Source organism: Mycobacterium sp. MOTT36Y (genome assembly GCF_000262165.1).
GTDB classification, from domain to species: Bacteria; Actinomycetota; Actinomycetes; order Mycobacteriales; family Mycobacteriaceae; genus Mycobacterium; species Mycobacterium intracellulare.
This window is the reverse complement of sequence record NC_017904.1, coordinates 3150886-3176440: the sequence shown is the minus strand read 5'-3', so window position 1 is coordinate 3176440 and position 25555 is coordinate 3150886. Positions and strand designations below refer to the sequence as shown.

The following is a 25555-nucleotide window of genomic DNA, read 5'->3' as shown; positions in this document are numbered from 1 at the left end:
GGGCTCTCGCGACGGTGTCGGTCACTTCCGGACCAGGTGGTGATTCTCGAACCCGATAGCGCATGCGCTAGCACGTTGGATGACGAGGCGCTGGTCGCCCAGACGCTGGGCGCCTGGCGAATTGGTGGAGCGCTTACGGTAGGCTTTCGACCTGCTGCCGGTGGAACCACTGGCGCGCGGGCTGTGGCGCAGTTTGGTAGCGCACTTGACTGGGGGTCAAGTGGTCGCAGGTTCAAATCCTGTCAGCCCGACCAGAGGAAATGTGTCCTGATCTGCGGTGACGCGATTAGGTCAGGATGAGATGACGCGGAGTTGGGGACCACTTGGGGACCACAAGTGCCGCTCAAGCAGGTCGCCCGCATTGATGACGGATTGCCGATCGGGGTGCAGATAGCGCTGGGTCGTTGTCAGCGCTCCGTGACCGGCGATCTTGCGGAGGATGTGTAGCGGGACACCGGCATCGGCCATCCACGTCAGTCCCGTATGCCGTAAACCATGGCGCGTGAGCTTTTCGTAGCCGAGCTGGGTGACCACGGCATCCCAAGAGGTGGCGTCGCGCAGCGTGGCTGTGGTGATCCTTCCGCCCCTGGGGCCGATGAAGAGTCGCGCATCGGGGTTGCTTGCGACGACGTCCATCCGTCGCTGGACGAGTTCGCGGACAGCCGGGATCAACGGGACTTCGCGCGCACGTTTGCCCTTAGTGTTCTTGTCCACCAAGCCACCCGGCGATGGGGTGGTCTGACGGCGCACCGTCCATATCCACTCGTGGGTGTTGATGTCGCGCACCAGGCATCCGGCCACTTCGCCGATGCGGGCGGCGGTGCACGCCTCGAAGATGACTGCGTCACCCCAACCCCGATAACGGCCCGCCGACCGGGCGACGAGTGCATCGGCGAGGGTGGTGAGGGCAGTCCAGTTCGGGAGCGCAAGTGCCCGTGGATCGTCGAGTTCGTCCTCGGCGAGCTTGTATTGGCGCTGCCAACCGGAGACTCGAGCCGGATTGCGGTCGATGATGCCGTCTCGCAGCGCTTGTTCCATGATGCGGACGAGCACGGCGAGGCTGTTCTTGACAGTTGATCGACTGCATTCGTCCGCGATCCACGCGTGCACAGCTCGATCCACTGCACCGTTGGTGACCATCGCAATGGGCAGGTGCCCAAGCGTCGGGACAACGCGTTTGCGCCAGCCGGCCAGGTAGGGATCGGTGGTCTTGGACTCAAGCCCACGCAGCGCCAATTCCATGTTCGTGGTGCCGTATTCCGCCAGCGACGTCGTGGCCGTCTTCGGGTCGACCCCGTGCGCCGCGGCGCGTTCCATCCGGGCGGCCCAGTCGACCGCGGCTTCACGCGTTGCAAACGAAGCTGATTTCGAAGCGCGGCTCTTGGTGATCGGGTCGATCCACCGGACCCGAGCGCGGAAGGGAGCAGCTCGGCTGGGGCGCTCCTCGATGTCAACTGATAACGAAACACCAAGTGGAAGTGTCAGTTCTTCGGCCATCACGCGACCTCGCCGGGGTCAACGTGCCGACTGGACAACCATGCCTCGACATCGTTGGAGTTATACATGTACACCCGGTCCGAAACGCGTACGAAGGCCGGGCCTTTGGGCGGATGCGACGTACGCCAGCGTCGAATGGTGGATGCGTCGACGTGGAGCAGCTCGGCAAGTTCGGCTGAGCTGTACCAGTGCCCGTCTAGCAAGGCCATCGTGCTGCGTTCCCTTCCCGCATCGGCCGGCGCGAGCTTTCGGGCGCCAGTGTCGTGCGGTACCTCGTTTCTAAAGGCTAGAGCTGGCGGTGGCGTTACGCGACGGTCGGCCGGGACGAGAATTGGCGCATCTTCCCGCGCTCACCGGTTCGGTCGGCAGTCGTGCGCCGCTGCTCCACTCCGGCTCGGTGTGTGTGGCCGCCGGCTTAGTAGCGACCTTTGCGGGCCGCGCGTTCTGCTGCGCGGCGCTGCTGGCGGCTGAGCATGACGTCGTGCTGGCCAGCTTGGTGCAGTGGGTAAGCGGCGCTCGCCACGACAGACTCCAATTCCGCCACGCGGATTCGCAATCGCCGCAACTCCTCAGACTCACGGCGCAGGCGGGCCAGTTCCTGGTCGCGCTGATCGGCAGCGTCGACGTCATGGCGGAGACGCCTGCGGAGCGTCTCGATCTCGTCGCGGGCCTGCCGGTACGACGGATCCTCCGACAGGACCCGGTGGAGATCTACCGAGGCCGCGAACTGCTCCATCGCGGACCGCAACTCGTCGCCGATGTCGCCCGACGCGTACCGGTGCACAAGGGATTGCAGGAGAATTTTGCATTGGTAGTCCGAGCTAAGAAACAGGCGCGCCAAGGTCTCCATGGAGGGCAGCGGTAGGCGCGCATCAGGGTCGGGACGATGCGCGCGAGGCACCTCGACGACACGCACCGCCGCGCCGGAATCAAGGGCTGCGATGCGCTCCGCGGATGCTCGCCGCCGGCAACGCGCGGAGCACCACACAGGGCGTCGACCCGGCCCCTTATCGGGTACTTCGAAAGACGTACCGCAGCGCGGGCACACCCGTTCCGAAACCGTTCTTGCCTCCAAGACCACTGCGTCAACGCCCCCTACCACGCTGCTCCGGAAAACATCTGGACGAAATGTTATCAATACGAGACCTAAGTGCAAAAGGTGTGATGTTCGGCGCATGGTGAAAATTAGCAGCGCTAACTTTCAGGTAAGTGCACCCGGCCGCACGGGTCATTTGCAGTGCAAAGAGGGTTAGCCGGTTGACGCGCCAGGCAGCGCGGTTGGACGTGAACCGAAATGATCGGGGCGCGGATGACTGAGCCATGGCGCGGTGGCGGTCTCCCTGCGCGCGGCGCTTCTGCGAACCGATGGTCCTCCGTCGTGCGACCTCGAAAACCGCGCGTCGGGTTATCCCGCCACGCTCGAGGGGCGGAGCGGCTCTGGCACGGACACGACACAGGGCACGCGGAGACGAATGGCCTTCTCGCCCTTCGTTTCGGTAGTCGACGAGGTCTACACCGAGAACGTCAATTGCGGGAAGCGCACGTCGAAATGAGTCTGGTCCGCAGTGAGCCAGTCGTCGCTGACGATTCCGTGCACGACTGACAGCGGCACAGGGTCCATCGCAACTAAGGCTCGCGCTAACGCTTGCTCCATCAGCGGCAGACTACCGAGTGGCCTGAGGGTCGAACGCGGGTACCGCGTGTGCCAACACGCGGTCCGCGACACGTGGAAGTCTCAACTCGCGCCCGCCCGGTTTCTTGGCCGGTGAAACGCGAGGTCGGGTGTCACGATGGCCGAGTGGCAGGCGAGCGGCGCGCAGTGGCGGCTGTTCCGAGTTGACGCGCCACCCTGGCGGTGGTCCCGAACAATGGTGGCGGCATGTTGGCGCGAGATGGCGACGGCTGGCTGGCCAGCGGTCGTGATTGGCTCGCGGAGCGGCGCAGAATGCGGAGCGGCTTGAATATCGCCCGGCATGCTGACTAACTGGGGAAGTCGTCGGCCGGCGCAGCGGGGTCCCGAGTGCCTTGCCGACCGTGGGCGATGCGGTGACTCACGGCGGAGACCGGAATTGCCGGGGCGCGCCCCCGGATGTTGAAGTCGTCGGTGAATGTCGTTTCCGGTTCTGAAAACGCTGCCGGATCAATGGCTCACTGAATCTCGCGCACGTACGTTTCGGCTTGGTTGGCACTCCACCGGTTGCGGGTGTAGTCCCAGATCTGCTCCAGGGCGGACTGGGTAGCAGGGGACACCAGGCGCTTATTTCATTGGCTTGACGCGATGTCCTGGGCTCATTTCACTGGCTCGGCGCGATGTCCTGGCAACCAGGCAGACATACCGTCTTGCACTCCGCGGTCTGTCTCTTCCCCTAGGGCTGGGCTGCCCGGAGGAGCAGTGTCTCGACAGTGACGGCGCTCATCGAAAATCCCCGGCTGTGCTCGCCGAAAATCCTCACCTGTGAGCAGCGGTCAGTGTAGTTGTTGGCGGGTGCCGGTGGTGGTTCGGCGCAGGGTTTCCGCGGCGGCGTGGTGGTCGCGGAGGCGGTAGGACTCGCCGTCGAGGTTGATGACCACGGAGCGGTGCAGCAGGCGGTCGAGCATGGCGGCGGCCACGGTGGTGTCGCCGAGGATGTCACCCCATGCACCCACCCCGCGGTTGGTGGTGATCACGATGCTGGTCTTCAAATAGCGTTGGGAGACAACCTGAAACAATGCCGAAGCGGCTTCGGCGGGCAACGGAAGGTAGCCGAGTTCATCGATCACCAGAAGGGTCGGGCCGGCGAAGAAGCGCATGGTGGTGGCCCAGCGTCCCTCGATCGCGGCACGGTGACACCGTGCGGCCAGATCAGCGGCGGTGGTGAAGTACGTCCGGTATCCGGCATGGGCTGCGGCCCTTGCCAACCCGACGGACAGGTGCGTCTTGCCGGTCCCGGGCGGGCCGATGAGCAGGATGTTGGTCGCCGATTCCAGGTAGCGGCAGGTGCCCAGCTCGTCGATCAGCTTGCGGTCGATCCCGGCGGCGGCATCGACATCGAAATCGGCCAGGGTGGCCGGGGTGGGTATGCAGGCGAACCGCAGCCGCCCGGCCAACCGTCGGGCAGTGCTGGCCTCGACCTCCACGGCCAGCAGCCGCTCCAAGGCAACGGTCAGCGACAGCCCCTCAGCGGTGGCCTGGTCGAGCACCGCCGGTAGGGCTTCGGCGGCCGCGGCCAGTTTGAGCTCGGCCAGATGCGAACGCAACTGCTGATAGCGGCTCGCCGCCGCCGACGGCGATTCCTCGGTCGTGGTGGTGGGCTTTCCGGTGCGCGGGGTGGGGGTCATTGGATGGTCCTGTTCTGGGCGGCCCGCTCGTAGGCGGAAAGATCGATGACGGTGGAATCGGTTGACGGAGTCGACGTTTCAATTGCGGTGGTGGATGGCTGCTTGAGTGCAAGCAGTTGCGCGGCAGCGGCTTTGGCAGCCGGTCCGGGTGGGATGCCTTCCTTGCGGCGGTGCGGGCGCCCGGTGGTCGCGGTGGCCATTGCCACGGCGTCCAGGGCGATGACATGGCCGCTGTCACGCACCATCACTCCGAGCCCGTCGGCGGCCAGTCGGTGTCGGGCGATCACGATCCCGCTCATGGTGGCGATGTCGCAGAACTGCCCGCCGACGGGATGAGACACCACCACGTTGGCGGCGGCCAACTCCGGGGGCACCGAGTAGCGGTTACCGCGGTAGGACACCATCGCTTGGCGCGAGGCGGTGCGTGCCTCGGCCACGATCACCGGATACGCCTGCGCCGCCACCGGTTGTAGTGGCTCCGTTTCGGCCACCACGGCGACCGAGGAGCGGCCATCAGCGGTGGCCCGCAGCCGGGTATCGCCGCGGACCCGGGCGAAGCGATCCAGGCTCGCTTGCGCCGCCTCGACGGTCACCTCGTCGGCCAGGGTGCGCCACCAGCGTTGCGCAGCGGTGTGATTGACCTTTTCCACCACGCCCTTGCGGTTGCCGCGCCGGGGCGGGCAGATCGCCACCGACACGCCATAGTGCTTGGCCACCCCGGTGAAGGAGGCGGTCACCCGGCCGCTACCGGGGTCGCAGACCGTGGCCATCCGGTCGAAGCGCCACACCCGGGTACAACCTCCCAGGCCGCGGGTCACGCGGTCCAGGCCGGCGACCAGATGCGGCTGGTCCTCGCTCGGCGCCAAATAACCGCGCCACTTGCCCGAGTGCGACAGCGAGCCGACCAGCAGGTGCGCAGTCTTGCCCCAGCCCCACGATTGCGGTGGGTCGGGCAATTCCAGCCAATCCCATTGGGTTTCATCACCCGGTGCATGTGGGATAACCGCGTTTGGGCGCTGCGTGGCGGTCCGGCACGCCTCACACACCGGCCGCAGATCGCGGGTTCGGATGTTGCGGGTCAGGCTCTGATACGACAGGGCGAACCCAAGGTTCTCGAGTTCGTCGTAGAGGGTGCGGGCCCACAGGTGCGGGTCCTCGGTCAGCCGCGCGGTGACGTAGTCGACGAACGGCTCGAACGGATCCGGGTCGGGCCGGGCCCGCACCCCGGGCTTGCCGTCGCCGGCCAGGTACTTGCGGACCGTCTTACGGTCAAAGCCGGTGTGGCGGGCGATCGCCGAGATCGTCCAACCACGTTTGCGTAGGGCATGTACTTCCACATCGTCCTCCCATGTGAGCATGAGAAAGCGGGCCTCCTTCGATGAAGCAACTGGCGTCAGACACCAGAAGCTTCGAAGGAGGCCCGCCCTTCTCGGCGGAGCCACACGGGTGGGGAATTTCGATGAGCATCAGTGGGGAATTTCAGTGAGCGCGGTCAACAGCTACAGCTGAGTGTGCCGAACGGATTCGGGTCAGCACTGGTCGGTGGGGCTTGTCCGACGGAGGCGACAGCGATTGCAGCGCTAACCAGTATCCTGATGATCACCTGGGTTACCCCTCATCTACCGGTGATTTGTCATCGCATCTGCGACTCGATGCGACCCGCAGGCCGTCGAGCTATACGCAGGCCATCATCTGTAGCCAGCGGATACAGTGGCATCGGATAGACGTCTCTCGGTGTGATCTACACCACCCCCGTAGGGTACCTCCGGTCAATCCACGGCTTCACGCGCCAGGTATAAAGGCGCGCCGTCATTAGGTCTGCGCGCGGGCCGTGTGACCCGCCACGGGCCGCCCCTGGTGTTCCCGATAGGCCCCAGTCAGTTCCGATCTCGTGCCGGATTGGCACTGCGAGGTGGTGAGCCATGATCAGTGCCCGTCGTTCGCCTTCGCCGGCCCGCCAATGCATATCGTCTAAGCCGGAAAGCTTCCGCTGTGGGTGCCCCGGGAGGTCGGGTAGCCATCACCGCCGCTTTCGTCGGGGTGCCAACGCACCGACTTGAGCTGGTGTGGCCTCGCTGGAGGTAAGGATCGCGTGGGGGACATGATCGCTTACGCATCGCCCTGACTGTATGTAGGCGCCGAACCGTGCTGCGGCCCACCAACAGCCGGCCGCTCAGGTGGGCAAAACGTCAGAGTGGGCGGGCTGCAGGCGGTGGGTCCGGTCCAGGCGGTGTAAGGCCACAGCGGCGACGATTCCGACGAGAACCATTCCTGCCCATGCCAGTTCGCCCAGGCCCATTTGTCGTGCGGAACCCATGACCGCGCCCGTGGCCAAATTACCGACGAGGATTCCGGCCCCGATGATGGTGTTGTACAAGCCGTAATGGGTGGCGACCAGTCGGCCGCCCAGCGAGACCACAATGTCCATCTCGAACGGGAAGACGGCGGCCGAGCCGATGGCCAGCAGGCCCGCAGACATCAGAAGCGCCGCGATCGCCGGAAGAGCACCGAAGCGTTCGCGGTCTGGGACGACGATCAACGGCAGGAACGACGCTGCCATTATGGTCAGGCCCACGGCCAAACTGCGTCTGGTTCCCCACCTCTCGGCGAACCAGCGGGTGATGCGTAATTGTCCACCAACCGCGGTGAGCCCTGAAACGGCGAAAAGTGCTGCGACTAGTAATGAATGAGATCCTGGCGCCAGCATCGACGCCTGCAACGGCAGTGCGAGATTGATCTGAAACGAGAGCACATAGGAACCGGTCATCGCCGCGGCGAACAACAGGAAAGAGCGGTTAGCGACGACGACCCGCCAATCTTGCAGTATCGAGGTCTTCTCCGGCGCTGGGTCGGCGCGGCAGCGAGGCAACGCCAGTAGTTGCACGACTGTGAGCACGGCGAAGACGACTGCCGCGCCGGCCGCGGCGACCCGAAAGTCCATGGCCATCAGGGCAAGTCCAACAATTGGGCCAAGCAAGATGCCGGCGTGATTGAAAATGTTGAACATCGCGAACGCCTCGACACGGCGGACGCCGACGTCGGCGGCCAGATACGCGCGGATCGCTGGGTTGAACAATGCACCGGCGAAACCGGTGGCTGCGGCGGCGATCGACACGACGGGCAAGGACTGGCCCGTCACCAGTAGTGCGAACCCACCGGTGCGCAGTAGACATCCGGCCACGATCAGCCACTTGTAGCCCAGCCGATCGGCAAGGGTGCCTCCCACGATGAACATGCCGAGCTCAGAGAAATCCCTGGTACCCAGGACCAGCCCGACAGCCCACGCCGCCAGCGCGAGCGGGCCGGCCAGGTAGCCGGCCAGATAGGGCATCAGCATGTAGAAACCGACGTTGATGCCGAACTGATTGATCAGCAGAATCCGGCTGGCCGTGTCGAACCCGCGAAACCGCGCCACAAAACCCACTGACCGCACCCTATACGTCAACTCCCGCTATCAAAACGCAGACGCCGGTCAGACTGCTTGAGGCAGATCCTTGCGGAACCGTCGCAGCAGCAGCGCCGCCGTCGCGGCGAAGCCGGTGCTGAGCCCGATCCACACTCCGGCCCCATGCAATTGCGCCGGGAATGTCAGGAGCAACATAGCGGGCAGGCCAACCAACCAGTACCCGATCGTGGTTGCTCGCAAGCCGGCTTTGGTGTTGCCGATGCCCCGCAGGAGTCCCACGGCGATGTTTTGGGTGAAGTCCACGATTTGCTGGATTATCGCGAAGAAGAGGAAGAATTTGGCGATCACAATAGTGGCCGAATCGGCGGGGTCTAAAAATGGCCGTAAAACCCAGTAGGGGGCTACCACGTAGAGCAGTCCGAGTGTCACCGTGCTAATTACCCCCAGGAGAAGCGCGACGACCGCTATCTGCTCGGCCTGCCCTTTATCACCTTTGCCGGTCGCACGGCTGATGAGGATGGATGATCCGTGTGATAAGCCGATGCTGATTTGGAAGGCGATGCGGGTCAGCTGAGTCACCACATTGTGCGCAGCCAACACGATGGGGCCGAAGGTTCCCATCACCACGGCGGCCAGCGACGTGATCCCCGCCTCCGAGCCGTACGTCAATGAAATAGGGACTCCCAACCGCAGGATGTGGCGGGCCATTTCAGCGTCGGCATTCCAGCCGTCGATCGACAGCAGCGGGGCGAGGTGATTGTCACGGCGCAGGATGAAATAGAAGGCCGCAACGGTGAGTACCTGCACCAGCGTCGTTGCCAGTCCGATGCCTGCCAAGCCCAGCCGGGGGAGGCCCAGCAGTCCGTAGATGAACACCAAGTCCAGCGCCGCGTTCAGTGCGATGGAGGCGATGCTGACCGCCAACAGGGGACCGGGGCGGCGCATACCAACGGAGAACTGCCGCAACACATTCAGCCACACCATCGGGACAAGCCCTGGAGCTAAGGCAATCATCATGGGTCGCGCGAGGGCCAGCACGTCTTTGTCCACCCCGAAGACGGGCAATACATAGCCCAAGGCGATCAGTGCGGCGCCGAGAAGGACAGCCGTCATGGTGGCCACCAAGAAGGCGGATCGGTTGATCTGGCGGATCTCCGTGTGCGCCTTGGTGTCTGGGCGGTCGCTTCCGGAACGTGCCTCCCCTTGAGCGGCTGCAGTGGCGACCAGATTTCCCACCGCGGTGACTACACCGACGCACATGGTGCGCATCAGGTTGTACAGGATCGCGGCAAGCCCACCGGCGGCGATGGCTTGCACTCCGATGAGGCCCATCATGGCCAAATCGGTGGTGGTCAACGCAACTTGGGCGAATTGCACACCCGCGATGGGTGCGGCCAAAGCGGTGAGCTGCCGGCCGGTGCGCATCAGGGGAGCAAGCCGCACCCGGCGGTTTTCACCCACGGGCGCCCGGCTCACCAGCGATCGCCATTCTGGTCGGGGCGCCAGCGAAACCGGCCCTCGTCGTCGCAAGTCACCTCGAGTTTCGGCGGCAAGGGGAGTCCATGGAACTCGGATTCGTTCTTGTCCATCTGGTAGCCAGCGGTGTTGGGGTAGATCAGCAGGTCACCATAACGCGGCTGCCGCGGTAGCTCCACTTTTCGCCAGGTCAGCATGTCATAGTCCAGGCAGCTAGCCCCGCCGACGCAGCATCGGACCGGGCCTGTCGACTGCAGCTCGTCCGAGCTTTCTTGCGGCCACAGCGTCGGATCCGGGAGGAACTCGCTGGATTTCCACTGCTCCGACAAGCTCATGCTCAGCCCGAGAACGGTGATGATCCCGTAGTCGCCGCGCCGCTTGAATCCCTGCACGGGAAAAACGGTGAATCCTGCCCCGTTGAGCAACGCGCGGCCGGGCTCGAGCAGGAGCTTGGTTCCCGTCGTGGCGAATCGGTCGCCGACGGTGCCTTGGCCGCCGGCGTCCTCGCTGGAGAGGATTGCGGCCAACATGTCGGCCCCGGTCGGCTCCTGATGATAGGGGTAGAAGTGGGTGAACGTTTTGCCGGCGTGAAAGTCGCTTTCGGTGCTGTCGCGCAAGAACCGATCCCACGTCTCGGCGTCGAGGTAGCTCACTGCGAATCCGCCGCCGATAGAAATGGACGTTGCCGCCAGCCCTTGCGCACGTGCCTCAACGACACGATCAACCAGCTGGGCCGCCAGCTGCGCACGTGGCGCGACCTCGTATCCGTTGAGGTGAAACGAGAATCCTTCCATTGACACACGCGACCGCTGCTGGGCGCATTGTTGTAGCGCGGCATCCAATTCGGTGGGGTTTAGACCAAATCTGCTGTGCGGGTTCACCTCTGGAAGCACCCGCAACATGATCCGGACGCTCTCGCCGCGATGGGCCAGCGCGATAACCCTGTCGAGCTCGTCGAGGGCGTCCACTGCGATCAAGCAACCGTGGCGGGCGGCTAGCCAGAGCAGATGTTCGCTTTTGGCGGGCCCGGTGACCACGATGTCTGAACCGCGCACACCGCAACTAAGCGCATGAACCAATTCCGGGGCGCTGGCTGCATCGACACCTGCGCCGACCTGCGCGCAGACGCGCAACCAGCACCCCGCCTTGTTGGCTTTCTTGGCGAAAAATACTTGCCCTTCCACGCCCGCCGAGTCGAGCACATCGCTAAACGCCTTCAGGTTTCGGGCGAACTGCGGCGCGAACAGCACGTGAAACGGGCCTCCGAGCGCATGAGCCATATCGGCTATCAACGAACGATCAGATATGACTTCCCGGAACCATTCCGGCTCTACCGCCGGCAGCGACAACGGCGTCTGTGCTAGCTCCACAGTTTGATTTCCTGTCCGCGTCCACGAGCGATCGCTTGGGCGGCCAGTTCGTGCGCCACAGGGATGTCGGTGATGGCCATGCCGCTGTTGAAAACGAAGACCCGGTCATCGTTGTCTCGCCTGCCCGGTGCTTGTCCGGCGAGGATGTCGGGCAGCTCGGTGTCCAAGCGTAACGAGCCGTTCTCGTCGGCGAAGCGGGTGCCCGTGACCGCCAGTTGGCCCGCGCTCGTCGCCACGGCGTAGTCGGCGTCGCGCAGCGAGGACGAGTGCACGCCGGTCCCGTTGACCGAGACGAACAGCGCCCCAGGCTTAAGCCAGCTGGTGCGGAACTTGACCTCGGTGGCCGGCCCAGCCGAGGTGGCAACTAGAACGTCGGCTTCGCTGGCGGCTTTCTCGGGGTCGGTGACGATTTCGATGTCTCGGTCGGGGTATTGCTCGCGGACATGCGCGCGCACGGCGGCGATGCCATCGGGATGGGTGCCGAACAGCAGGAGCCGATCCAAGTCCGGCAGAGCAGTCAGCAGGTACGGGAAGGTGTATCGGCCTTGGGCGCCCGAACCGGTCACCAGCGCGGTGCGGGCCCCGGGCGGTGCGCATGCGCCCGCGATCAGCGCGGTGTTGGCGGCAGTTCGTAGCGCGGTCACTCGGAAGCAGTCCATCAATGCTATTGGCAAACCCGCTTTATCGTCGTAGAGCGTGATGGTGATGTATTCTTTTTTCCCGTCGTCGTTTTGCATATAATAGTCTTTAAACGCCGTGATTTGTGAACCGCCGTCATAGCCGGGCATCGCATAGGCGGCCGAATCCCGGTACGGCGAGCGCATCATGATTTTTGCCGGCGCCCGGGAAGAACCTTCGGCCACTCGCAGATAAGCGCCCTTGACCAGTTCCATTACCTCAGTGGGACTGATCGCAATGTCGGCGATATCGCTGCGTGTTAGCACGCGCAATCCCACGTCCTCGCGGTCCAGAATCTGCTGTACCGGTCGGCTGCCTGTTGCTGCAGAAACCATTACTGTATTCCGTCCTCTCGTATTTTGATCCAGCCGCAGTGATGAATGGGAAGTCTGCTGCGCACAATACTTGCAGCGCGTCTATGCAGGAATTTTCACGTCGACTGAGCCATTTCCTCCCTGCATCCCCGCAGCCGCCTTTCGGATCGGTATTGCCCCGCGCAGCAGTGTGGGGTTGGTGATGGTGGTGGTGCGGGTCCAGGAGGTGATGACGTGTTGGTTGGGGTCGGTGAGGGTGGTGGGTTGGGGGGTGGTTTGCCAGTCCAGGAGCTGGTGTTGGTGGCAGTAGTGGTCGTTGTAGATGGTGTCGAAGTAGCGTTGGGGTCCGTCGGGGAAGACGGCGGCGATGCGGGTGTCTTTGGGATAGGTGCGTGCGGCCCAGCCGGCGACCAGGGCGACGGCGCCGACGCTCCAGCCGCCGCTGGCGAAGTTGCTGGCCGCCAAAGTGCGTGCGGCCCAGACGGCTTCGTGGGGGGCGACCCAGTGGACTTCGTTGAAGGCGTGGTAGTCGATGTTGGCGGGATGGATGCTGGAGCCCAGGCCGCGCATGAGCCGGGTGGTGGCGGGTTGGCCGAAGATGGTCGAGCCGATGGTGTCGACTCCGATCAGTTTCATGTCGGGGTTGAATTGGCGCAGTACCCGCGCCACGCCGGCGGAGTGTCCGCCGGTGCCTACCGAGCAGACCAGCACGTCGACGTTGCCGAGTTGATCGAGCAGCTCCAACGCCAACGACCGGTAGCCGGTGATGTTGTCGGGGTTGCTGTATTGGTCGGGGCACCAGGAGCCGGGGTGGTCGGCCAGAACTTGGGCGACGCGGTCTTTGCGGGCTTGTTGCCAGCCGCCGATGGGGTGGGGTTCGGTGACCAGGTCGACCTGGGCGCCGTAGGCGGCCAGCATGTGGCGCACGATGGGTTCCATGCCGGTGTCGGTGACTACGGTGACCGGGTGCCCGTAGGCTTGGCCGGCCAGCGCTAGGCCTAATCCGAGGCTGCCGCTGGTGGATTCGACGATGCGCGCTCCGGGAGCTAATTCGCCGCGGGCGCGGGCGGCTTCGACCATGTGCAGGGCCGGGCGGTCTTTCATGCTGCCGCCGGGGTTGAACCCTTCTAGCTTGGCCCAAAACCCGCGATCGGGTGGGGTCAACGGCGCCTCAATGCGCAGCACCGGTGTGTTACCCACCAGGGCGGCGGGTCGCCGGGAAGTGGCGGGGGCGGGTGGTGCGCAGTCGCGCGGCTCAACAACCTTCAGGGCCGCGATGGGGTGAACGCAAGTGTTGTCGAAGGGAAGAATTTCAGCCATGGAATTCGTCGCTTTCACACGGGAGCCGCGAATACCGGTGCGCGGCACATGGTGACAGGGGTCAGCGGTCGCCGGCCGCTGCCACTAAAGGGCAGAAACGACCTGGCGCTGACCAGTCAGCGACGAGACAAGCAGAACCGGGTCAAGACGTCTTGACCGGTAACAGACAAAGCCGGGGTATGGGGCGGGCCGCGCCCGGCGGGCACCCCAAACCGGGCCAGCCCACCGGTCAGCGCCACGGCGGCCACCGCACCCAACGCGATTAACGCAGCCGCCACCGCGCCCGAGCGCGGCAGCACCGCCGTGGTGAACTGCTCATGATGTCCGCCCGCAGAACCCTTGCTCACATGCGGATGATCGACATCAACGGTGAACTCACCACCCAGCGAAGCCACCAACGCGTGGGCCGGATGGGCTAGCGAAGACTGCGAATGCCCCATGATGCTGTGGGCGCCGATCAGGACCCCCCACATCGCCAACCACGCCGCAGCCCCCACCGCCACCACATACCGCAGCCGTGGCGTTCCGCTAGCGCTGGCCAATCTCATAACACCCCGACCGTAGCACCGCTGGTCGTGGCCATCCGCGCTCCAAAATGAGTCGACACCCGGCCGAGATCAGTCCGTGATCGATACCCCATCAGCCGCCCGTGGGGGTCGGCCAAACGTCCGAACGTAGGTAGGGGAAAGTCCACAACACCGACGATACGGTGTGTACCCCATACCCGCAAAGGGTAATGCGGCTTCCAGCTTCGTGTGTCGATACACGCAGTGTCGAGAGGGTCAGTCTTGCCATACGGCTGACGGCCCGTTGCCTGACGTGCGGGCCTACACGAGCCTGAACTCGGCCACCGGTCTGGTTGGGCCCTCTAATGGGTGATTACCCGTTGGGCGCGATACGGCACGGTACGTGCCATAATGAGGCCCATCAGCACTCGGATTTCCGCGATCCTGGCACCGCTTCCACGACACCGACGCCATTGCGATGGCTGACCCTCTTCGCCACGCAGTAGGCGCAGGTCCCCCGATGACCAAGACGCTGGGAGGATAGATGACAACCCCACTCGGATATTCGGCGCAGAAGGACAATTACGCCAAGCGACTGCGCCGCATCGAGGGCCAAGTCCGCGGCATCGCGAAGATGATCGAGGACGACAAGTATTGCATCGACGTCCTCACCCAGATCAGCGCCGCCAGCAGCGCCTTACGGTCAGTCGCGCTGAATCTGCTCGACGAGCACCTTGACCACTGCCTGACCCGCGCCGCCGCGGAGGGCGGCGACCAGGCCCACGCGAAATTGGCCGAAGCCTCCGCCGCAATCGCACGACTTGTTCGCTCTTGAACGCTGCACGCATGCATACAACCGCTGCCAGGTGGAGCTCACACGACGCAGCAATCCGCGAGCGCCGTCGCACCCGCATGACGCAAGCACACGTCGCTCAACCCTTCGCGAGGCATTAAGCGCCGGGTAACGAACACATGGCATGGGCCTGGATCATGTTGGCAGCAGGCGCATTCTCTGTTCGTCGAATTCTTGCTGCGTGAGGATTCCGGCGGCACGCAGCGACGCCAGCTCGCGGAGCTCGGCAGCGATGTTGATCGCTCCGACCGGCGAAACCTGCGGGGCGTTTGTCTTGTCCTTCTTGTTCGGGTCGCGCGGGGATTTCGCCGTCTCGGCCCGGCTTCGCTCCCGACCCAACGCGCTCGTGCCGGCCATCGCGCGCCCGGCCATGCTCGCCACCGCCATCTCGCCGAACAGGCTCCCGGTGCCGCTGGGGGCGGCCGCGGCAGCGGCTTCGGCGGCGGCGCCGGCGCTGGTCGCCGGCAACGCCAAGGCGGCCGGTCGTATCGCCGGGGCGGCGGCTGTCCACCCGGGCGGTACCGACAGGCCGCCGACGGTGTTGGCCTCACCGAGCCCCGCTGACGCCAGAGTTCCAAACCCGCCCGCCGGGTTCGTGATGACCGGGAATGGCGATGGCGGCACCGCGCCCGCCCCCGGCCAGGACTGCACACCGGCCCAGCCGCTGACGATGTCATCGGTGTGGAAACCGGTTAGCGCGCCGGCAATGTTGAAGGGAAGAGTCGTCGTACCGAAGGGTGTTACCGTGCCGAGTCCAGCGACGCTGGCGGGCCCGTTGAGAAAGACCGTGATCAGATCGCTCTCCACGCCCAGCACGTCCGTCACCGACGGGTCGACGGCAGTTGGTCCCACTGCAGCTCTGCTCAGCATGTTGGGTACCGCCGAGAGCGATTGCTGTCCAACGGCATTGCGTGCGCTCCCGGCGGCGGTGCCGGTGGCCTGTGCCACGGCTCCGGATTGATCGGCACCGGAGGTGGTGGTCTGATCCGGCTCGACAAACGGCGTCAGCCTGGTCGCCGACGCCGTAGAACCCGCGTAGCCGAACATCGCCGCGGTGTCACGCGCCCACATCTCGGCATACTCGGTCTCGGTCGTGGCGATCGCCGGCGTGTTCTGCCCGAGGAAGTTGGTCGCGACGAGGGACGCCAGCAGGGTGCGGTTCGCCGTGATGACCGGGGGTGGCACCGTCTCGGCAAAGGCCGTCTCGTAGGCGAAGGCCGCGGCCCGGGCCTTGGTGGCGGTTTCTTCGGCCTGGGCGCCGGTGGTCCGCATCCACTCCAGATAGGGGGCGATCGCCGCGGTCATGGCCGCAGCCGACGGGCCGACCCACGGGCCGGAGGTCAGGGCGGTGATCTCCGCCTGGTAGGAGTCCGCCGTCGACTGCAGCGCGGCGGCCAATTCGTCCCAGGCCATGGCGGCGGCCAGCATTGGTCCCGAGCCCGGACCGGCGTACATCCGCGCGGAGTTAACCTCCGGCGGTAGTACTGCGAAGTCCACGTTCTCCTCCGATCGCTTTCATGGCCGCGAGGGCATCGACGGCTCCGGTGCGCGTCGTATGGGGGTAGCCAGCCGAGCAGCAAACAAATCGCGATCCTTCGGGCAGTGCCGGTACCACGAAGGAAGGCGACCTAATGAGACGGTCCCGACTGCTGAGGGGACGGCCTCACACGTTTGCAAGCGCTCCCACGTCAACGAACAGAGCGAAATACAGATTAACTTGCACATGACGCAAGAACTCACAAAGGGTTTGGCGCCTGGTCCGAGAAATCGCGTTCAGCCGCCGTCAGTCGCCGCACAGCCATGATGGGTTGTGAGGTGTTGATGCCCCTGCACTGCCCTTGGCGGTACAGCCGGATTCATTCGCTGAACGAGAATGCCGTCCGCCGCCGCGATTCGGTGTATGCCGGTCAACTGGTTCTATCGGGATGCTGTAGCAATACGACCGTTCCTCAGGAGCATCGTCGACCGGATACGGTCTTTATCGAATTTCGTCGAAGCGCCTGATTGAGCCAAAGCGGCTGCGGGCAGACTTGTAGCTGTCGTGCAGCGGTCGACAAGTCAGCGCATCGCCAGAGCGCCGGGGGGCGGCCGCGAAAACGGAGGAAAGGGCTTGTTGTGATGAGAATCAGGACTCTGGCGGCGGCTGTCGCGGCGTTGGCGGCGCTGGTCGGCGTCGGCGCATGTAGTAACTCCGGCAATGACCAGGCTGGCCCCACAAAGGGCGCACCGACTTCAGCGTCGGCCCCCGACGGCCATAAGCAGGCTGATGTCGTGTTCGCGCAGCACATGATTCCGCATCATCAGCAGGCCATTGAGATGAGCGACATCGTGTTGGGTAAGCAAGGGATCGATTCCCGTGTCGTGGATCTGGCGAATCAGATCAAGGCAGCTCAAGGGCCCGAGATTGAACAGATGCAGACTTGGTTGGGCCAGTGGGGGACGCCGAGCCAGACGATGATGCCCAGCCAGAGCATGATGCCCACTCAGAGCACCATGCCGGGTATGAGCGGGATGTCCGACGAGGACATTGCCGCGCTAAAGAACGCCCAAGGCGTGGAGGCCAGCAAGCTGTTCTTGACGCAGATGATCCAACATCATCGGGGCGCGATCGCCATGGCCCAGGACGAGGTCAATTCCGGCGGATATCCTGCGGCGACGGCGATGGCCCGCTCGATCGTCGCCAGCCAGCAGCAGGAAATCGACACCATGCAGAAGCTCCTGGCCTCGCTGTAACTGTCAAGACGCTCGAGGGATCACCGGATACCCGGCTGAAACCGACGGAGCCGCAAGCTATTACTGACGACGAACCCCGACGAGAGCGCCATCGCGGCGCCGGCCAGCATCGGGTTGAGCAGCCCGGCGGCGGCGAGCGGCAGCGCGGCGACGTTGTAGGCGAAGGCCCAGAACAGGTTTCCCTTGATCGTGGCCAGCGTCTTGCGCGACAGCCGGATTGCGTCGGGAACCGCGCGCAAGTCGCCGCGGACCAGAGTCAGGTCACTGGCCTCGATGGCGACATCGGTGCCGGTACCCATCGCCAGTCCGAGGTCGGCCTGGGCCAGCGCGGCAGCGTCGTTGACGCCGTCGCCGACCATGGCCACCACCTTGCCGTCAGCCTGCAGCCGCTTGATGGTATCGACCTTGTCCTGGGGCAGCACCTCCGCGATCACGCGGTCGATGCCGACCTGACGGGCGACTGTGTCAGCGGCGGCCTGGTTGTCGCCGGTGAGCATGATCGGTGTCAATCCAAGCGCGCGTAATTGGCTGATGGCCTCGGCCGACGTCGATTTGACCGCGTCGGCAACCACGAGCACGCCACGTGGCCTGCCATCCCAGCCAACTGCGACGGCGGTTTTACCTTGCGACGCGGCCGCCCGCATGGACTCAGCGAGCTTCTCCGGCAGGTGCTGCGACCAGTCCGCCAGCAGTCGTTCGCGGCCTACCATCACCGCGTGGCCGTCGACCACACCTTGGACACCGAGCCCCTCGAGGTTGGTGAATTCCTCGACGGCCGGAATCTCGCCGAGCTTCTCGCGTGCCGCTTTTGCGATCGCGGTGGCGATGGGATGTTCGGAGGCAGCCTCCAGCGCGCCGGCGACCCGGAGCACCTGATCGGGCTGTTCGCCGTCGTCGGTGATCACATCGATCAGGGCCATCGCGCCGGTGGTTACCGTGCCGGTCTTGTCGAGGACGATGGTGTCGATGCGTCGCGTCGATTCCAGCACCTCGGGACCCTTGATGAGGATGCCGAGCTGGGCTCCGCGGCCGGTGCCGACCATCAGAGCGGTCGGCGTGGCCAGGCCCAGTGCGCAGGGGCAGGCGATGATCAATACTGCGACGGCAGCCGTGAACGCCGCGCCGATCGACCCGCCGACGACCATCCACAATCCCAGCGTCGCCACCGACAACACGATGACGATCGGCACGAAGATGGCCGAGATCTTGTCGGCCAGCCGCTGCGCGTTCGCCTTTCCGGTTTGCGCCTCCTCGACCAGCCTGGCCATCTGCGCCAGTTGGGTGTCGGAGCCGATCCGGTTGGCCCGCACCACGAGTCGGCCGCCGACGTTGATGGTGGCCCCGATGAGGTGGTCGTCGGGCCGAACCTCCACCGGCACCGATTCGCCGGTCAGCATCGATGCGTCCACCGCCGAAGCGCCCTCGACGACGACGCCGTCGGTGGCGATTTTCTCCCCCGGCCGCACCACAAACTCGTCGCCCACTGCCAGTTGTTCGATCGGAATGCGTTGCTCCAGACCGCCTTTGCGCACAGCGACGTCCTTGGCGCCGAGGCCGAGCAGCGCACGCAGCGCGGCGCCGGCCCTCCGCTTGGCTCGGGCCTCGAAGAACCGGCCAGCCAGGATGAAGGTTGTGACACCGGCGGCGGCCTCGAGATAGATGTTCCCGGCACCGTCGGTACGCGTGACGGTGAACTCGAAGGCGTGCCTCATGCCAGGCATTCCGGCAGTGCCCCAGAACAGCGCATAGACTGACCAGCCCAACGCGGCGAGCGTGCCCATCGAGATCAGCGTGTCCATCGTCGCGGTGCGGTGGCGCAGGTTGGCCCACGCGGCCCGATGGAACGGCCACGCCCCCCACACCACAACTGGAGCAGCAAGCGTCAGCGACAGCCATTGCCAGTTGGCGAACTGCAGCGGGGGGACCATTGCCATCACGATCACCGGCACGGTCAGCACCAGCGAAACCAGGAGCCGCTGCCGTAGCGATGCCGTGGGGTCGCCGTCGGGCTGCTCGTTCGGGTCACCATCGGCCGCCTTCTGCTGGGGAAGCGCCGCCGTGTAGCCGGCCTCCTCGACCGCGGCCACCAGCTGATCGGGCGAGACATCGCCGACGTAGGCCACGCTGGCCCTTTCCGTTGCGTAGTTGACCGTCGCGGTGACGCCGTCAAGCTTGTTGAGCTTCTTCTCAATTCGGGCCGCGCACGACGCGCAGGTCATGCCGTCGATCAGCAGCTCGACGTGGCCGATGGGTGTTGTCTCGATGACGGGACGCACACTGCTCTCCTTTAGAGGCCCGGCCTGCTAGCGGGCCGGCGGACCGTTCGACGGGGGTCGCACACAGTTGAGGGTTTGCCTCAGCCGGCGAGCTGGTATCCGGCCTCTTCGACGGCGGCCTTGAGCGCGTCGTTGTCGACTGGGTTGTCGCTCTCCACGGTGACCTTGCCAGTTGACAAATCGACGTCGACTGCGGTGACGCCGGCGATGCTGCCGACCTCATCATGTACTGAGGATGCGCAATGGGCGCAGGTCATTCCCGCAACCCTGACTGTGACGGTGCTCATGTCGGCTCCTTTCACGTCGAAAGCCGTTTCAATCAACAATATACCCCCATAGGGTATCTGTCCAAGTGTCAACATCCCGAACGAACGCGCTGCCGAGCTCACGGGGACGAAGGTTCATTTGGCATAACCACATTTCGCCGAAAATATTGCCCCGATCGAAAGATGGCACGGACCACCAACGGCTGGTTGACGGCCTCACTGCGAAGCGAAGCGCCCATTTCTCGAGTCGCATCGGGCCGGCATGCAGTCCGGCGGCCGAATCGACGCGACGCACAGGAATTAGTTCCTGGTCAAGGTGCAGCTCGCGGCCCGCCCAACTGCGTCAGAACGTCTGCAAGGGATGCCCCTCCGAGAAGGTCCGAGACCTCTAGATCGTGATTGAATTCGGCCTTCACACGGCGGCGTAACTCCAGTGCCTGCAGGGAATCCAGGCCGATCGCGACCATGGGGGCGGTGGTGTCAATCGTCTCGGTGCGGTCGACACCGATGGCTTCGGCTAGCAGGTTTACCAATCGTCGGGGTAGACCTGTCTCCTCGACGGGGGCTGGAGCTTCGACGATAGAAGTTGCCGCGACGGGCGAGGTCAGCTGGGACAACAGCGGGCCGTAGCCGTAGACCTCCAGGACTGATCGTGCGCGAGTGAAGTCGAATGCCGCGACGATGGCATTTCCAGGAAGTCGGCGCATTCCCAAAGCGATTGCGTCGGCGGGAGACATCGGGACGACGCCGATGGCGGCCAGCTGCGCCATGCTGGCGTCATCGAGATCAAAATGGACGGTCCACTGTCCCCACTGCACGGACACGCAGTCCAAACCCTCGGCTCGGAGTCGGTGCGCCATAGCGTCGAGTATCCGATTGGCCGCCGCGTAGACGACCTGTCCCCGGCCGCCGATCGTCGCCCTGGCCGAGGAGCATAGGACTACCCGACAGTTGTCTGTCCTGGGGAACGTCCCTAATATGCGGCAGATGCCAACAACTTTGGCGCGTAATGCCTGGTCGACTTTCTCGGTGGTGATGTCCAGGAATTCGACAGCCGAATACTCTACGGCGGCATGGATGATCAGATCCGCAGGCACGCTTTGGTTTTCGGCAGCCAGTCGCGAGACCGCTGCTTGGTCGCCCACGTCGCACCTAGTGACATGGATCGGCGTCGCTGCGGCCGAACGAATGCGCTGCAGTCGATCTGCGACGGCAGCCGTCTCGCCCGATCTGCTTACCAAAGTGATTCGCTGCGCGCCGCAGTGCGCGAAGTGCTCGCAGAATTCGAGCCCGAGATTTCCTGTTCCCCCGATGATGAGCACATGCTCAGGGGGTGCTGTGTCGCAGTCGCCGGCGGAGGTGTCGCTCTCGGCGATGCGCTTGGCGTAGAGGCCGCCGTTGCGGAATGCCAGCTCGGATTCTTCAGCCGTGTGCAGCGCCGTGAGGATTGCGTGTGTCGAGTCTGACGCCGTCATTCCGCGCGGGAGATCGAGGTGTCGGAATCCAATGCCTGGATAGTCGGCACCTATGCTGCGAAACCCTGCGCTGGCTGCCGCGTGAACCGGGTCCGGCGGCGCATCGTCTGCAACAACCGTCTCACCGCCGACTGTTACGAGCCAGCAGTCGGTGACCGCGTCGTGTATCCCCGGCCACCAGCTGCGGTCGGCAAAGAATGTCGCGACCTCGGCTGCTGCGGCGGCGTCGTCCAGTTCGGGCGATTGCGGAACCAGGATGACGAGCGTATTAAGATCGCCGCTGGCGGCGCTGCTTTCGGTGTTGATCATGCGAGCCGTGGCGCCGATTTCTTCGGCCACGACGCATAAGGTGGTGGCCAGGTCCCCGCAGGCTCCGGTGTGATCCACGATTCCGAGGGCGCGCGGCGGCATCAGTGAGCGTTGCGACAGCCGAACCCACTCCTCGACGAGAAGGCGAGCCGGTATGGCTTCTGCGGCTCGGCTGCGCGCCGAATCAGTCACTGCGGCAACGGGTGTGACAGCGGATGATTGGCGGGCACGCACGGGCAGAACCTCGTTATACGGCAGCCACAGCCGCGTCTCGTTCATCCGGGTGTTGGGGAAATCGCGTAACGGCAGCCGGACGTGGCCGTCAGATTCGGTGCGCAAGCACTCCCACGAATAGTCGAGGTCGTGTACTGCCACCTGCGCGAGGCCGCGGGTGAACTCGCCCAAATCGGTGGCGGTTCGCTCCGACGTGCCGACCACCACCGCCTCGCGTTCGTCCGCCTGGAGGGCGAGATTCTCGTGAATCGCCAACTGCAGCGTCGGATGTTCGGCTAGTTCGACGAAAGTATCGATGCCGTGCCGCACCGCGGTCGCAATCGCTTTGTCGAAGCGAACGGTGTTGCGCAGGTTCCAGAACCAATATTCGTCGACCGGCAGCTCAGGCATGATGGGGCCGCCGAGAGTGCCTCCGAGGCAGTCGATGTCGGTGTCGAGGAACTTCGCATTCTGCAGTTGGCGCTGCATGGACGCACGTACCGAAGCGGCGAGCTCATGGATCAAGCTGCTGTGCGCGGGATACTGCACGCGAATGACGCGCGCGAACGTGCCGCGCTCGGTCAACGTGTCCACGATGCCCTGCACCGTCTCTTGATCGCCTGAAATGCCCACCATGCTCGGGGAATTCACCACCGACAGCTGCGCCCAGCCCGAGCAACGTGCGAGTAAGTCCTCGCAGGTGTCACGGTCGGCGGCGACAACGGCCATGGCGTAATCACCGGAGGCGAACTCGTCGGCGGCACGTGCACGGAGCCCGACGACGAGCGCGGCATCTGCCAAAGTGGTCATCCCGGATACGTAGGCTGCGGCGATCTCGCCTTGGCTGTGCCCGATGGTGACGTTGGGCGCAATGCCGAATGATCGCCACATCGCGGCCAGGCCGGCCATCTGGGTGAACAACGCGGGCTGGACGACGCCCGAACTGTCTTCGGCTGGAAATTTGTCGTCGAGAAGGTATTTCAGCGGCGACTCGCCGAACTGCGTCTGGAATGCCTCGGCACAGCGATCTGCCTCGGTTCGGAATGCCGGTATCGATTCGTAAAAGAGCCGCCCCATCCCCGGTCGTTGGCCTCCCTGCCCGGGAAAAACGTAGGCGAGCCGGCGGGTGCTGGCGGGTGTATTGGTGCGCACCAACGAAGGATGTTCGTATTCATCGATAACCGCGTGCAGGGCGCTGATCAACTCGTCGCGCTGGCTCACCATGACTAGGGCTTGGTGCCGGCGCGCGATCCGCGTCCGAAACAGCATTTCGGCGATCCGGTCGGGTGTCACCTCGGGATGGTCTGCGGCATAAGAAAGGAGGGCGACAGCCTCATACCGTAGTAATTCGCGGGTTTCGGCCGATAACAGGACGGGAATGGTGTCGTTCGGAAGCCGGTAGGTAAGAGGTGCCACTATTCACTCCAGGGAACTTGCGGGCATCGCGATGATCGCATGCGCGTTGGCGCCACCGGCGCCGAACGATGAGACCGCGCCGTAGCGGACGTCGCCTATGGGCTCCCACTGGTGCAGTTTTGTCGCCAATCGCAGGCCTGTCAGGTCCCAGTCCACCGTCTCGGTGGGGTTGTCCGAGAAGAGCGTTGGTGGGATCTGACCGTGCTGGCCGGCGAGTAACAGTTTGATCAGTCCGAGGATTCCGGATGCCGCTTGCGCGTGCCCGGCGTTCGACTTCAACGAGCCCAGCCGCGCCTCGGATCCCGCCGCGCCGTAGGTCTTGAAAAGGGCCAGCAATTCCACCGGGTCGCCCGCGCGGGTCGCGGTGCCGTGCCCTTCGATCATTCCGACTTCGGCCGGATCGATCCCCGCCGCGTCAATTGTCTTGCGGATGAGCTGCTCTTGCGCGCGCACCCGGGGTACGAGGATCGGCTTGCCTTTGCCGTTGTGGTTGGTGCGGACGGCCAGGATGCGTCCATAGATCCGGTGTCCCAGTCGGCGTGCGCGGGATTCAGATTCGACAACGACCATCCCCGCGCCTTCCCCCCACACGGTGCCGCTGGCGTCCTCCGAGTAGGCGCGGCAATGCCCGTCAGTGGAAAGCGCATTGAGCCTTGCGAACTCGTAGAAAGCTCCCGGTGACCCCATGACGCACGCCGCGCCGGCAAGCGCCCATTCGCACTCGCCCGTCCGCACCGCCGTGGCTGCCAGGTGTAGTGCGGTCAACGACGACGCACACGCCGAATCGATACACATCGATGGCCCGGACAGTCCAAGGCAGTGCGAGATACGCCCGGCGGCCCCCAGCTGGCCTAGGCTGGCGATCCGATGCCCGCTGTGGGCATCGGCTACGGCTGCACGCGGGCCGTACTCCATCGGGGACATCCCGACGAAACAGCCGACGTCGTCGCCGTCCAGCGCACCGGGGTTTATCCCCGAATTCTCCAGTGCCTTCCACGCCACGCGCATCGCCACCCGTTGCTGGGGCTGCATCACGAGGGCCTCGCGATGCGTGATACCGAAGAAAGGCGGGTCGAATGTTGTTGCGCCGTCGAGGAATCCGCCCGCGTCGAATACCGGCCCCCAGCTGTCTAGCTCGGACACCGAAAGGAGATCGTCGATCGGCCAGCCGCGATCGCGCGGAAAGGGGGCAATCAGTTCCCTGGCTTCGGCAAGTGCGGACCACAAGGCTGCGGGACTGTCGATTCCCCCGGGCGCCTCGACGGCCATTCCGGAAATGACGATCGGGTCGTCGCTGCTCACGCCGTCTGCTCGCGGTGCGCACTAGACGCCAACAACTCCGCGACGGCGCCTATGTGCGATTCCAGGTAGAAGTGTCCGCCGTCGAACATCGTGACCTTGAGGGTGTCGGTATGTTTGCCCCATCCGTACAGATCGCCCATCGTGATATAGGGGTCCTGATCACCGCCCATCGCGTGTACCGGAGCCGCTACCTTGATGTCGTCGGCGCAGGAGTAAACGTCAAAAGCGTTGTAATCGGCTTTGATCACCGGAAGCGCCCGTCTCATGATTTCGCGGTCGGTGAACACATCGGTGCTAGTTCCCTCCAGCGCCGCCAGATGGTTGAGGATCCCCTCGTCATCCTTGGGATGCGGTGGCTTGGCCGCTGCGCGGCAAGGGGCAACCGCCGCGGAGACGTTCAACTGGCGCACATCGATTCCGCTGGCTTCGGCGATACGGACAAACTCGAACGCGACCAACGCACCCATGCTGTGCCCAAACGTGACGATCGGGATCCCGCGATTGTGCTCCGACGTCCAGAATTCGCCGAACGCTCCAGCGGCGATCTCGGGGAGTGATTGCAACGACGCTTCAGCCGCCCGGTCCTGCCGTCCCGGGTACTGGAAAATAATGACCTTGAATGTCGTGCGCAGTGCTTTCGAAAATTCGCGGTACGCCGACGCGCCAGCCCCAGCATGCGGAAAAACCAGCAACGGAACGCTTTCGGGCAAATCCGGTTCGTGGAACTGTCTGATCCACCCCAGTGTGCGCGGCATGCAACGCTACCTTTCGCTTCGTGTCGCTGTATGCGCCGCGAGGAGTCCGCGGCGGCACGACCACCGCATGCG

Annotated in this window: 19 protein-coding genes and 1 tRNA gene; 3 read left to right on the top strand and 17 right to left on the bottom strand. The window is 64.6% G+C overall.

The annotated features are described in order from the left end of the window. Window positions 1–177 precede the first annotated feature (177 nt). Window positions 178–254 (top strand) — tRNA-Pro (locus W7S_RS14375). Window positions 255–291: 37 nt separating this feature from the next. Here the strand turns inward: W7S_RS14375 and W7S_RS14370 are convergent. From W7S_RS14370 to W7S_RS14325, 11 genes are all read right to left on the bottom strand, one after another. Beyond that, window positions 292–1497 carry a site-specific integrase gene (locus tag W7S_RS14370; RefSeq protein ID WP_033710438.1) on the bottom strand — a complete coding sequence of 402 codons (1206 nt, stop codon included), beginning with the start codon at window positions 1495–1497 and terminating at the stop codon, window positions 292–294. Continuing rightward, complete coding sequence (locus W7S_RS26325) at window positions 1497–1706, bottom strand: AlpA family transcriptional regulator (protein WP_008257535.1); 210 nt, start codon at window positions 1704–1706, stop codon at window positions 1497–1499. Before W7S_RS26325 ends, W7S_RS14370 begins: the two co-directional genes overlap by 1 nt. A gap of 206 nt (window positions 1707–1912) precedes the next feature. Then, window positions 1913–2347, bottom strand: coding sequence for a hypothetical protein (locus W7S_RS14365; RefSeq protein ID WP_014711852.1), 435 nt, complete (start codon window positions 2345–2347; stop codon window positions 1913–1915). A gap of 1616 nt (window positions 2348–3963) precedes the next feature. Then, window positions 3964–4815 (bottom strand): IS21-like element helper ATPase IstB, encoded by an 852-nt coding sequence (istB, locus tag W7S_RS14360; RefSeq protein ID WP_014711849.1) that lies wholly within the window; start codon window positions 4813–4815, stop codon window positions 3964–3966. Beyond that, window positions 4812–6173 (bottom strand): DDE-type integrase/transposase/recombinase, encoded by a 1362-nt coding sequence (locus W7S_RS14355; RefSeq protein WP_014711848.1) that lies wholly within the window; start codon window positions 6171–6173, stop codon window positions 4812–4814. Before W7S_RS14355 ends, istB begins: the two co-directional genes overlap by 4 nt. Before the next feature lie 815 nt (window positions 6174–6988). Beyond that, on the bottom strand, window positions 6989–8239 hold the full coding sequence (locus W7S_RS14350; protein ID WP_014711847.1) for an MFS transporter: 1251 nt from the start codon (window positions 8237–8239) through the stop codon (window positions 6989–6991). A 48-nt stretch (window positions 8240–8287) separates the two neighbouring features. After that, a complete protein-coding gene (locus W7S_RS14345) occupies window positions 8288–9682 on the bottom strand; it encodes an MATE family efflux transporter (protein ID WP_232067536.1) in 1395 nt (464 codons plus the stop codon). A gap of 11 nt (window positions 9683–9693) precedes the next feature. Further along, on the bottom strand, window positions 9694–10977 hold the full coding sequence (locus tag W7S_RS14340; protein WP_014711845.1) for an alanine racemase: 1284 nt from the start codon (window positions 10975–10977) through the stop codon (window positions 9694–9696). Between the two features lie 80 nt (window positions 10978–11057). Then, the gene (locus W7S_RS14335) at window positions 11058–12080 is read right to left on the bottom strand and encodes an ornithine cyclodeaminase (protein ID WP_020822743.1); all 1023 of its coding nucleotides are present in this window, start codon (window positions 12078–12080) and stop codon (window positions 11058–11060) included. Between the two features lie 81 nt (window positions 12081–12161). Then, entirely contained in the window at window positions 12162–13259 is a 1098-nt protein-coding gene (locus tag W7S_RS14330; RefSeq protein ID WP_020822742.1) for a PLP-dependent cysteine synthase family protein, read from the bottom strand. A gap of 236 nt (window positions 13260–13495) precedes the next feature. Beyond that, a complete protein-coding gene (locus W7S_RS14325) occupies window positions 13496–13927 on the bottom strand; it encodes a hypothetical protein (RefSeq protein WP_231504777.1) in 432 nt (143 codons plus the stop codon). A 502-nt stretch (window positions 13928–14429) separates the two neighbouring features. On the opposite strand from W7S_RS14325, the gene W7S_RS14320 reads away from it, so the two are divergent. Beyond that, a complete protein-coding gene (locus W7S_RS14320) occupies window positions 14430–14720 on the top strand; it encodes a metal-sensitive transcriptional regulator (RefSeq protein WP_008257501.1) in 291 nt (96 codons plus the stop codon). A 153-nt stretch (window positions 14721–14873) separates the two neighbouring features. Here the strand turns inward: W7S_RS14320 and W7S_RS14315 are convergent, their stop codons facing one another. Then, entirely contained in the window at window positions 14874–16235 is a 1362-nt protein-coding gene (locus W7S_RS14315; RefSeq protein WP_033712898.1) for a PPE domain-containing protein, read from the bottom strand. Between the two features lie 621 nt (window positions 16236–16856). On the opposite strand from W7S_RS14315, the gene W7S_RS14310 reads away from it, so the two are divergent. Then, window positions 16857–17471 carry a DUF305 domain-containing protein gene (locus tag W7S_RS14310; protein ID WP_033712897.1) on the top strand — a complete coding sequence of 205 codons (615 nt, stop codon included), beginning with the start codon at window positions 16857–16859 and terminating at the stop codon, window positions 17469–17471. 20 nt (window positions 17472–17491) lie between these two features. Here the strand turns inward: W7S_RS14310 and W7S_RS14305 are convergent, their stop codons facing one another. From W7S_RS14305 to W7S_RS14285, 5 genes are all read right to left on the bottom strand, one after another. Next, window positions 17492–19690, bottom strand: coding sequence for a cation-translocating P-type ATPase (locus W7S_RS14305; RefSeq protein ID WP_231504893.1), 2199 nt, complete (start codon window positions 19688–19690; stop codon window positions 17492–17494). 137 nt (window positions 19691–19827) lie between these two features. Next, window positions 19828–20034, bottom strand: a complete 207-nt coding sequence (locus tag W7S_RS14300) for a heavy-metal-associated domain-containing protein (RefSeq protein ID WP_014711838.1) — start codon at window positions 20032–20034, stop codon at window positions 19828–19830. Window positions 20035–20324: 290 nt separating this feature from the next. Next, a complete protein-coding gene (nbtC, locus tag W7S_RS14295) occupies window positions 20325–23426 on the bottom strand; it encodes a nocobactin polyketide synthase NbtC (RefSeq protein WP_020822736.1) in 3102 nt (1033 codons plus the stop codon). A gap of 3 nt (window positions 23427–23429) precedes the next feature. Next, window positions 23430–24728, bottom strand: a complete 1299-nt coding sequence (locus W7S_RS14290) for a polyketide synthase (protein WP_014711836.1) — start codon at window positions 24726–24728, stop codon at window positions 23430–23432. Further along, a complete protein-coding gene (locus W7S_RS14285) occupies window positions 24725–25483 on the bottom strand; it encodes a thioesterase II family protein (RefSeq protein ID WP_014711835.1) in 759 nt (252 codons plus the stop codon). The genes W7S_RS14290 and W7S_RS14285 overlap by 4 nt, the downstream gene beginning before the upstream one ends. Between the last annotated feature and the right edge of the window lie 72 nt (window positions 25484–25555).

Excerpts from the sequence above, each read along its gene's own strand:
- W7S_RS14305 (WP_231504893.1), bottom strand. The coding sequence starts at position 19,690 with ATGACCTGCGCGTCGTGCGCGGCCCGAATTGAGAAGAAGCTCAACAAG.
- W7S_RS14365 (WP_014711852.1), bottom strand. The coding sequence starts at position 2,347 with ATGGAGACCTTGGCGCGCCTGTTTCTTAGCTCGGACTACCAATGCAAA.
- W7S_RS14285 (WP_014711835.1), bottom strand. The coding sequence starts at position 25,483 with ATGCCGCGCACACTGGGGTGGATCAGACAGTTCCACGAACCGGATTTG.
- W7S_RS26325 (WP_008257535.1), bottom strand. The coding sequence starts at position 1,706 with ATGGCCTTGCTAGACGGGCACTGGTACAGCTCAGCCGAACTTGCCGAG.
- W7S_RS14320 (WP_008257501.1), top strand. The coding sequence starts at position 14,430 with ATGACAACCCCACTCGGATATTCGGCGCAGAAGGACAATTACGCCAAG.
- W7S_RS14310 (WP_033712897.1), top strand. The coding sequence starts at position 16,857 with ATGAGAATCAGGACTCTGGCGGCGGCTGTCGCGGCGTTGGCGGCGCTG.
- W7S_RS14355 (WP_014711848.1), bottom strand. The coding sequence starts at position 6,173 with ATGCTCACATGGGAGGACGATGTGGAAGTACATGCCCTACGCAAACGT.
- W7S_RS14335 (WP_020822743.1), bottom strand. The coding sequence starts at position 12,080 with ATGGTTTCTGCAGCAACAGGCAGCCGACCGGTACAGCAGATTCTGGAC.
- W7S_RS14340 (WP_014711845.1), bottom strand. The coding sequence starts at position 10,977 with ATGGCTCATGCGCTCGGAGGCCCGTTTCACGTGCTGTTCGCGCCGCAG.
- W7S_RS14300 (WP_014711838.1), bottom strand. The coding sequence starts at position 20,034 with ATGAGCACCGTCACAGTCAGGGTTGCGGGAATGACCTGCGCCCATTGC.
- W7S_RS14325 (WP_231504777.1), bottom strand. The coding sequence starts at position 13,927 with ATGAGATTGGCCAGCGCTAGCGGAACGCCACGGCTGCGGTATGTGGTG.
- W7S_RS14370 (WP_033710438.1), bottom strand. The coding sequence starts at position 1,497 with ATGGCCGAAGAACTGACACTTCCACTTGGTGTTTCGTTATCAGTTGAC.
- istB (WP_014711849.1), bottom strand. The coding sequence starts at position 4,815 with ATGACCCCCACCCCGCGCACCGGAAAGCCCACCACCACGACCGAGGAA.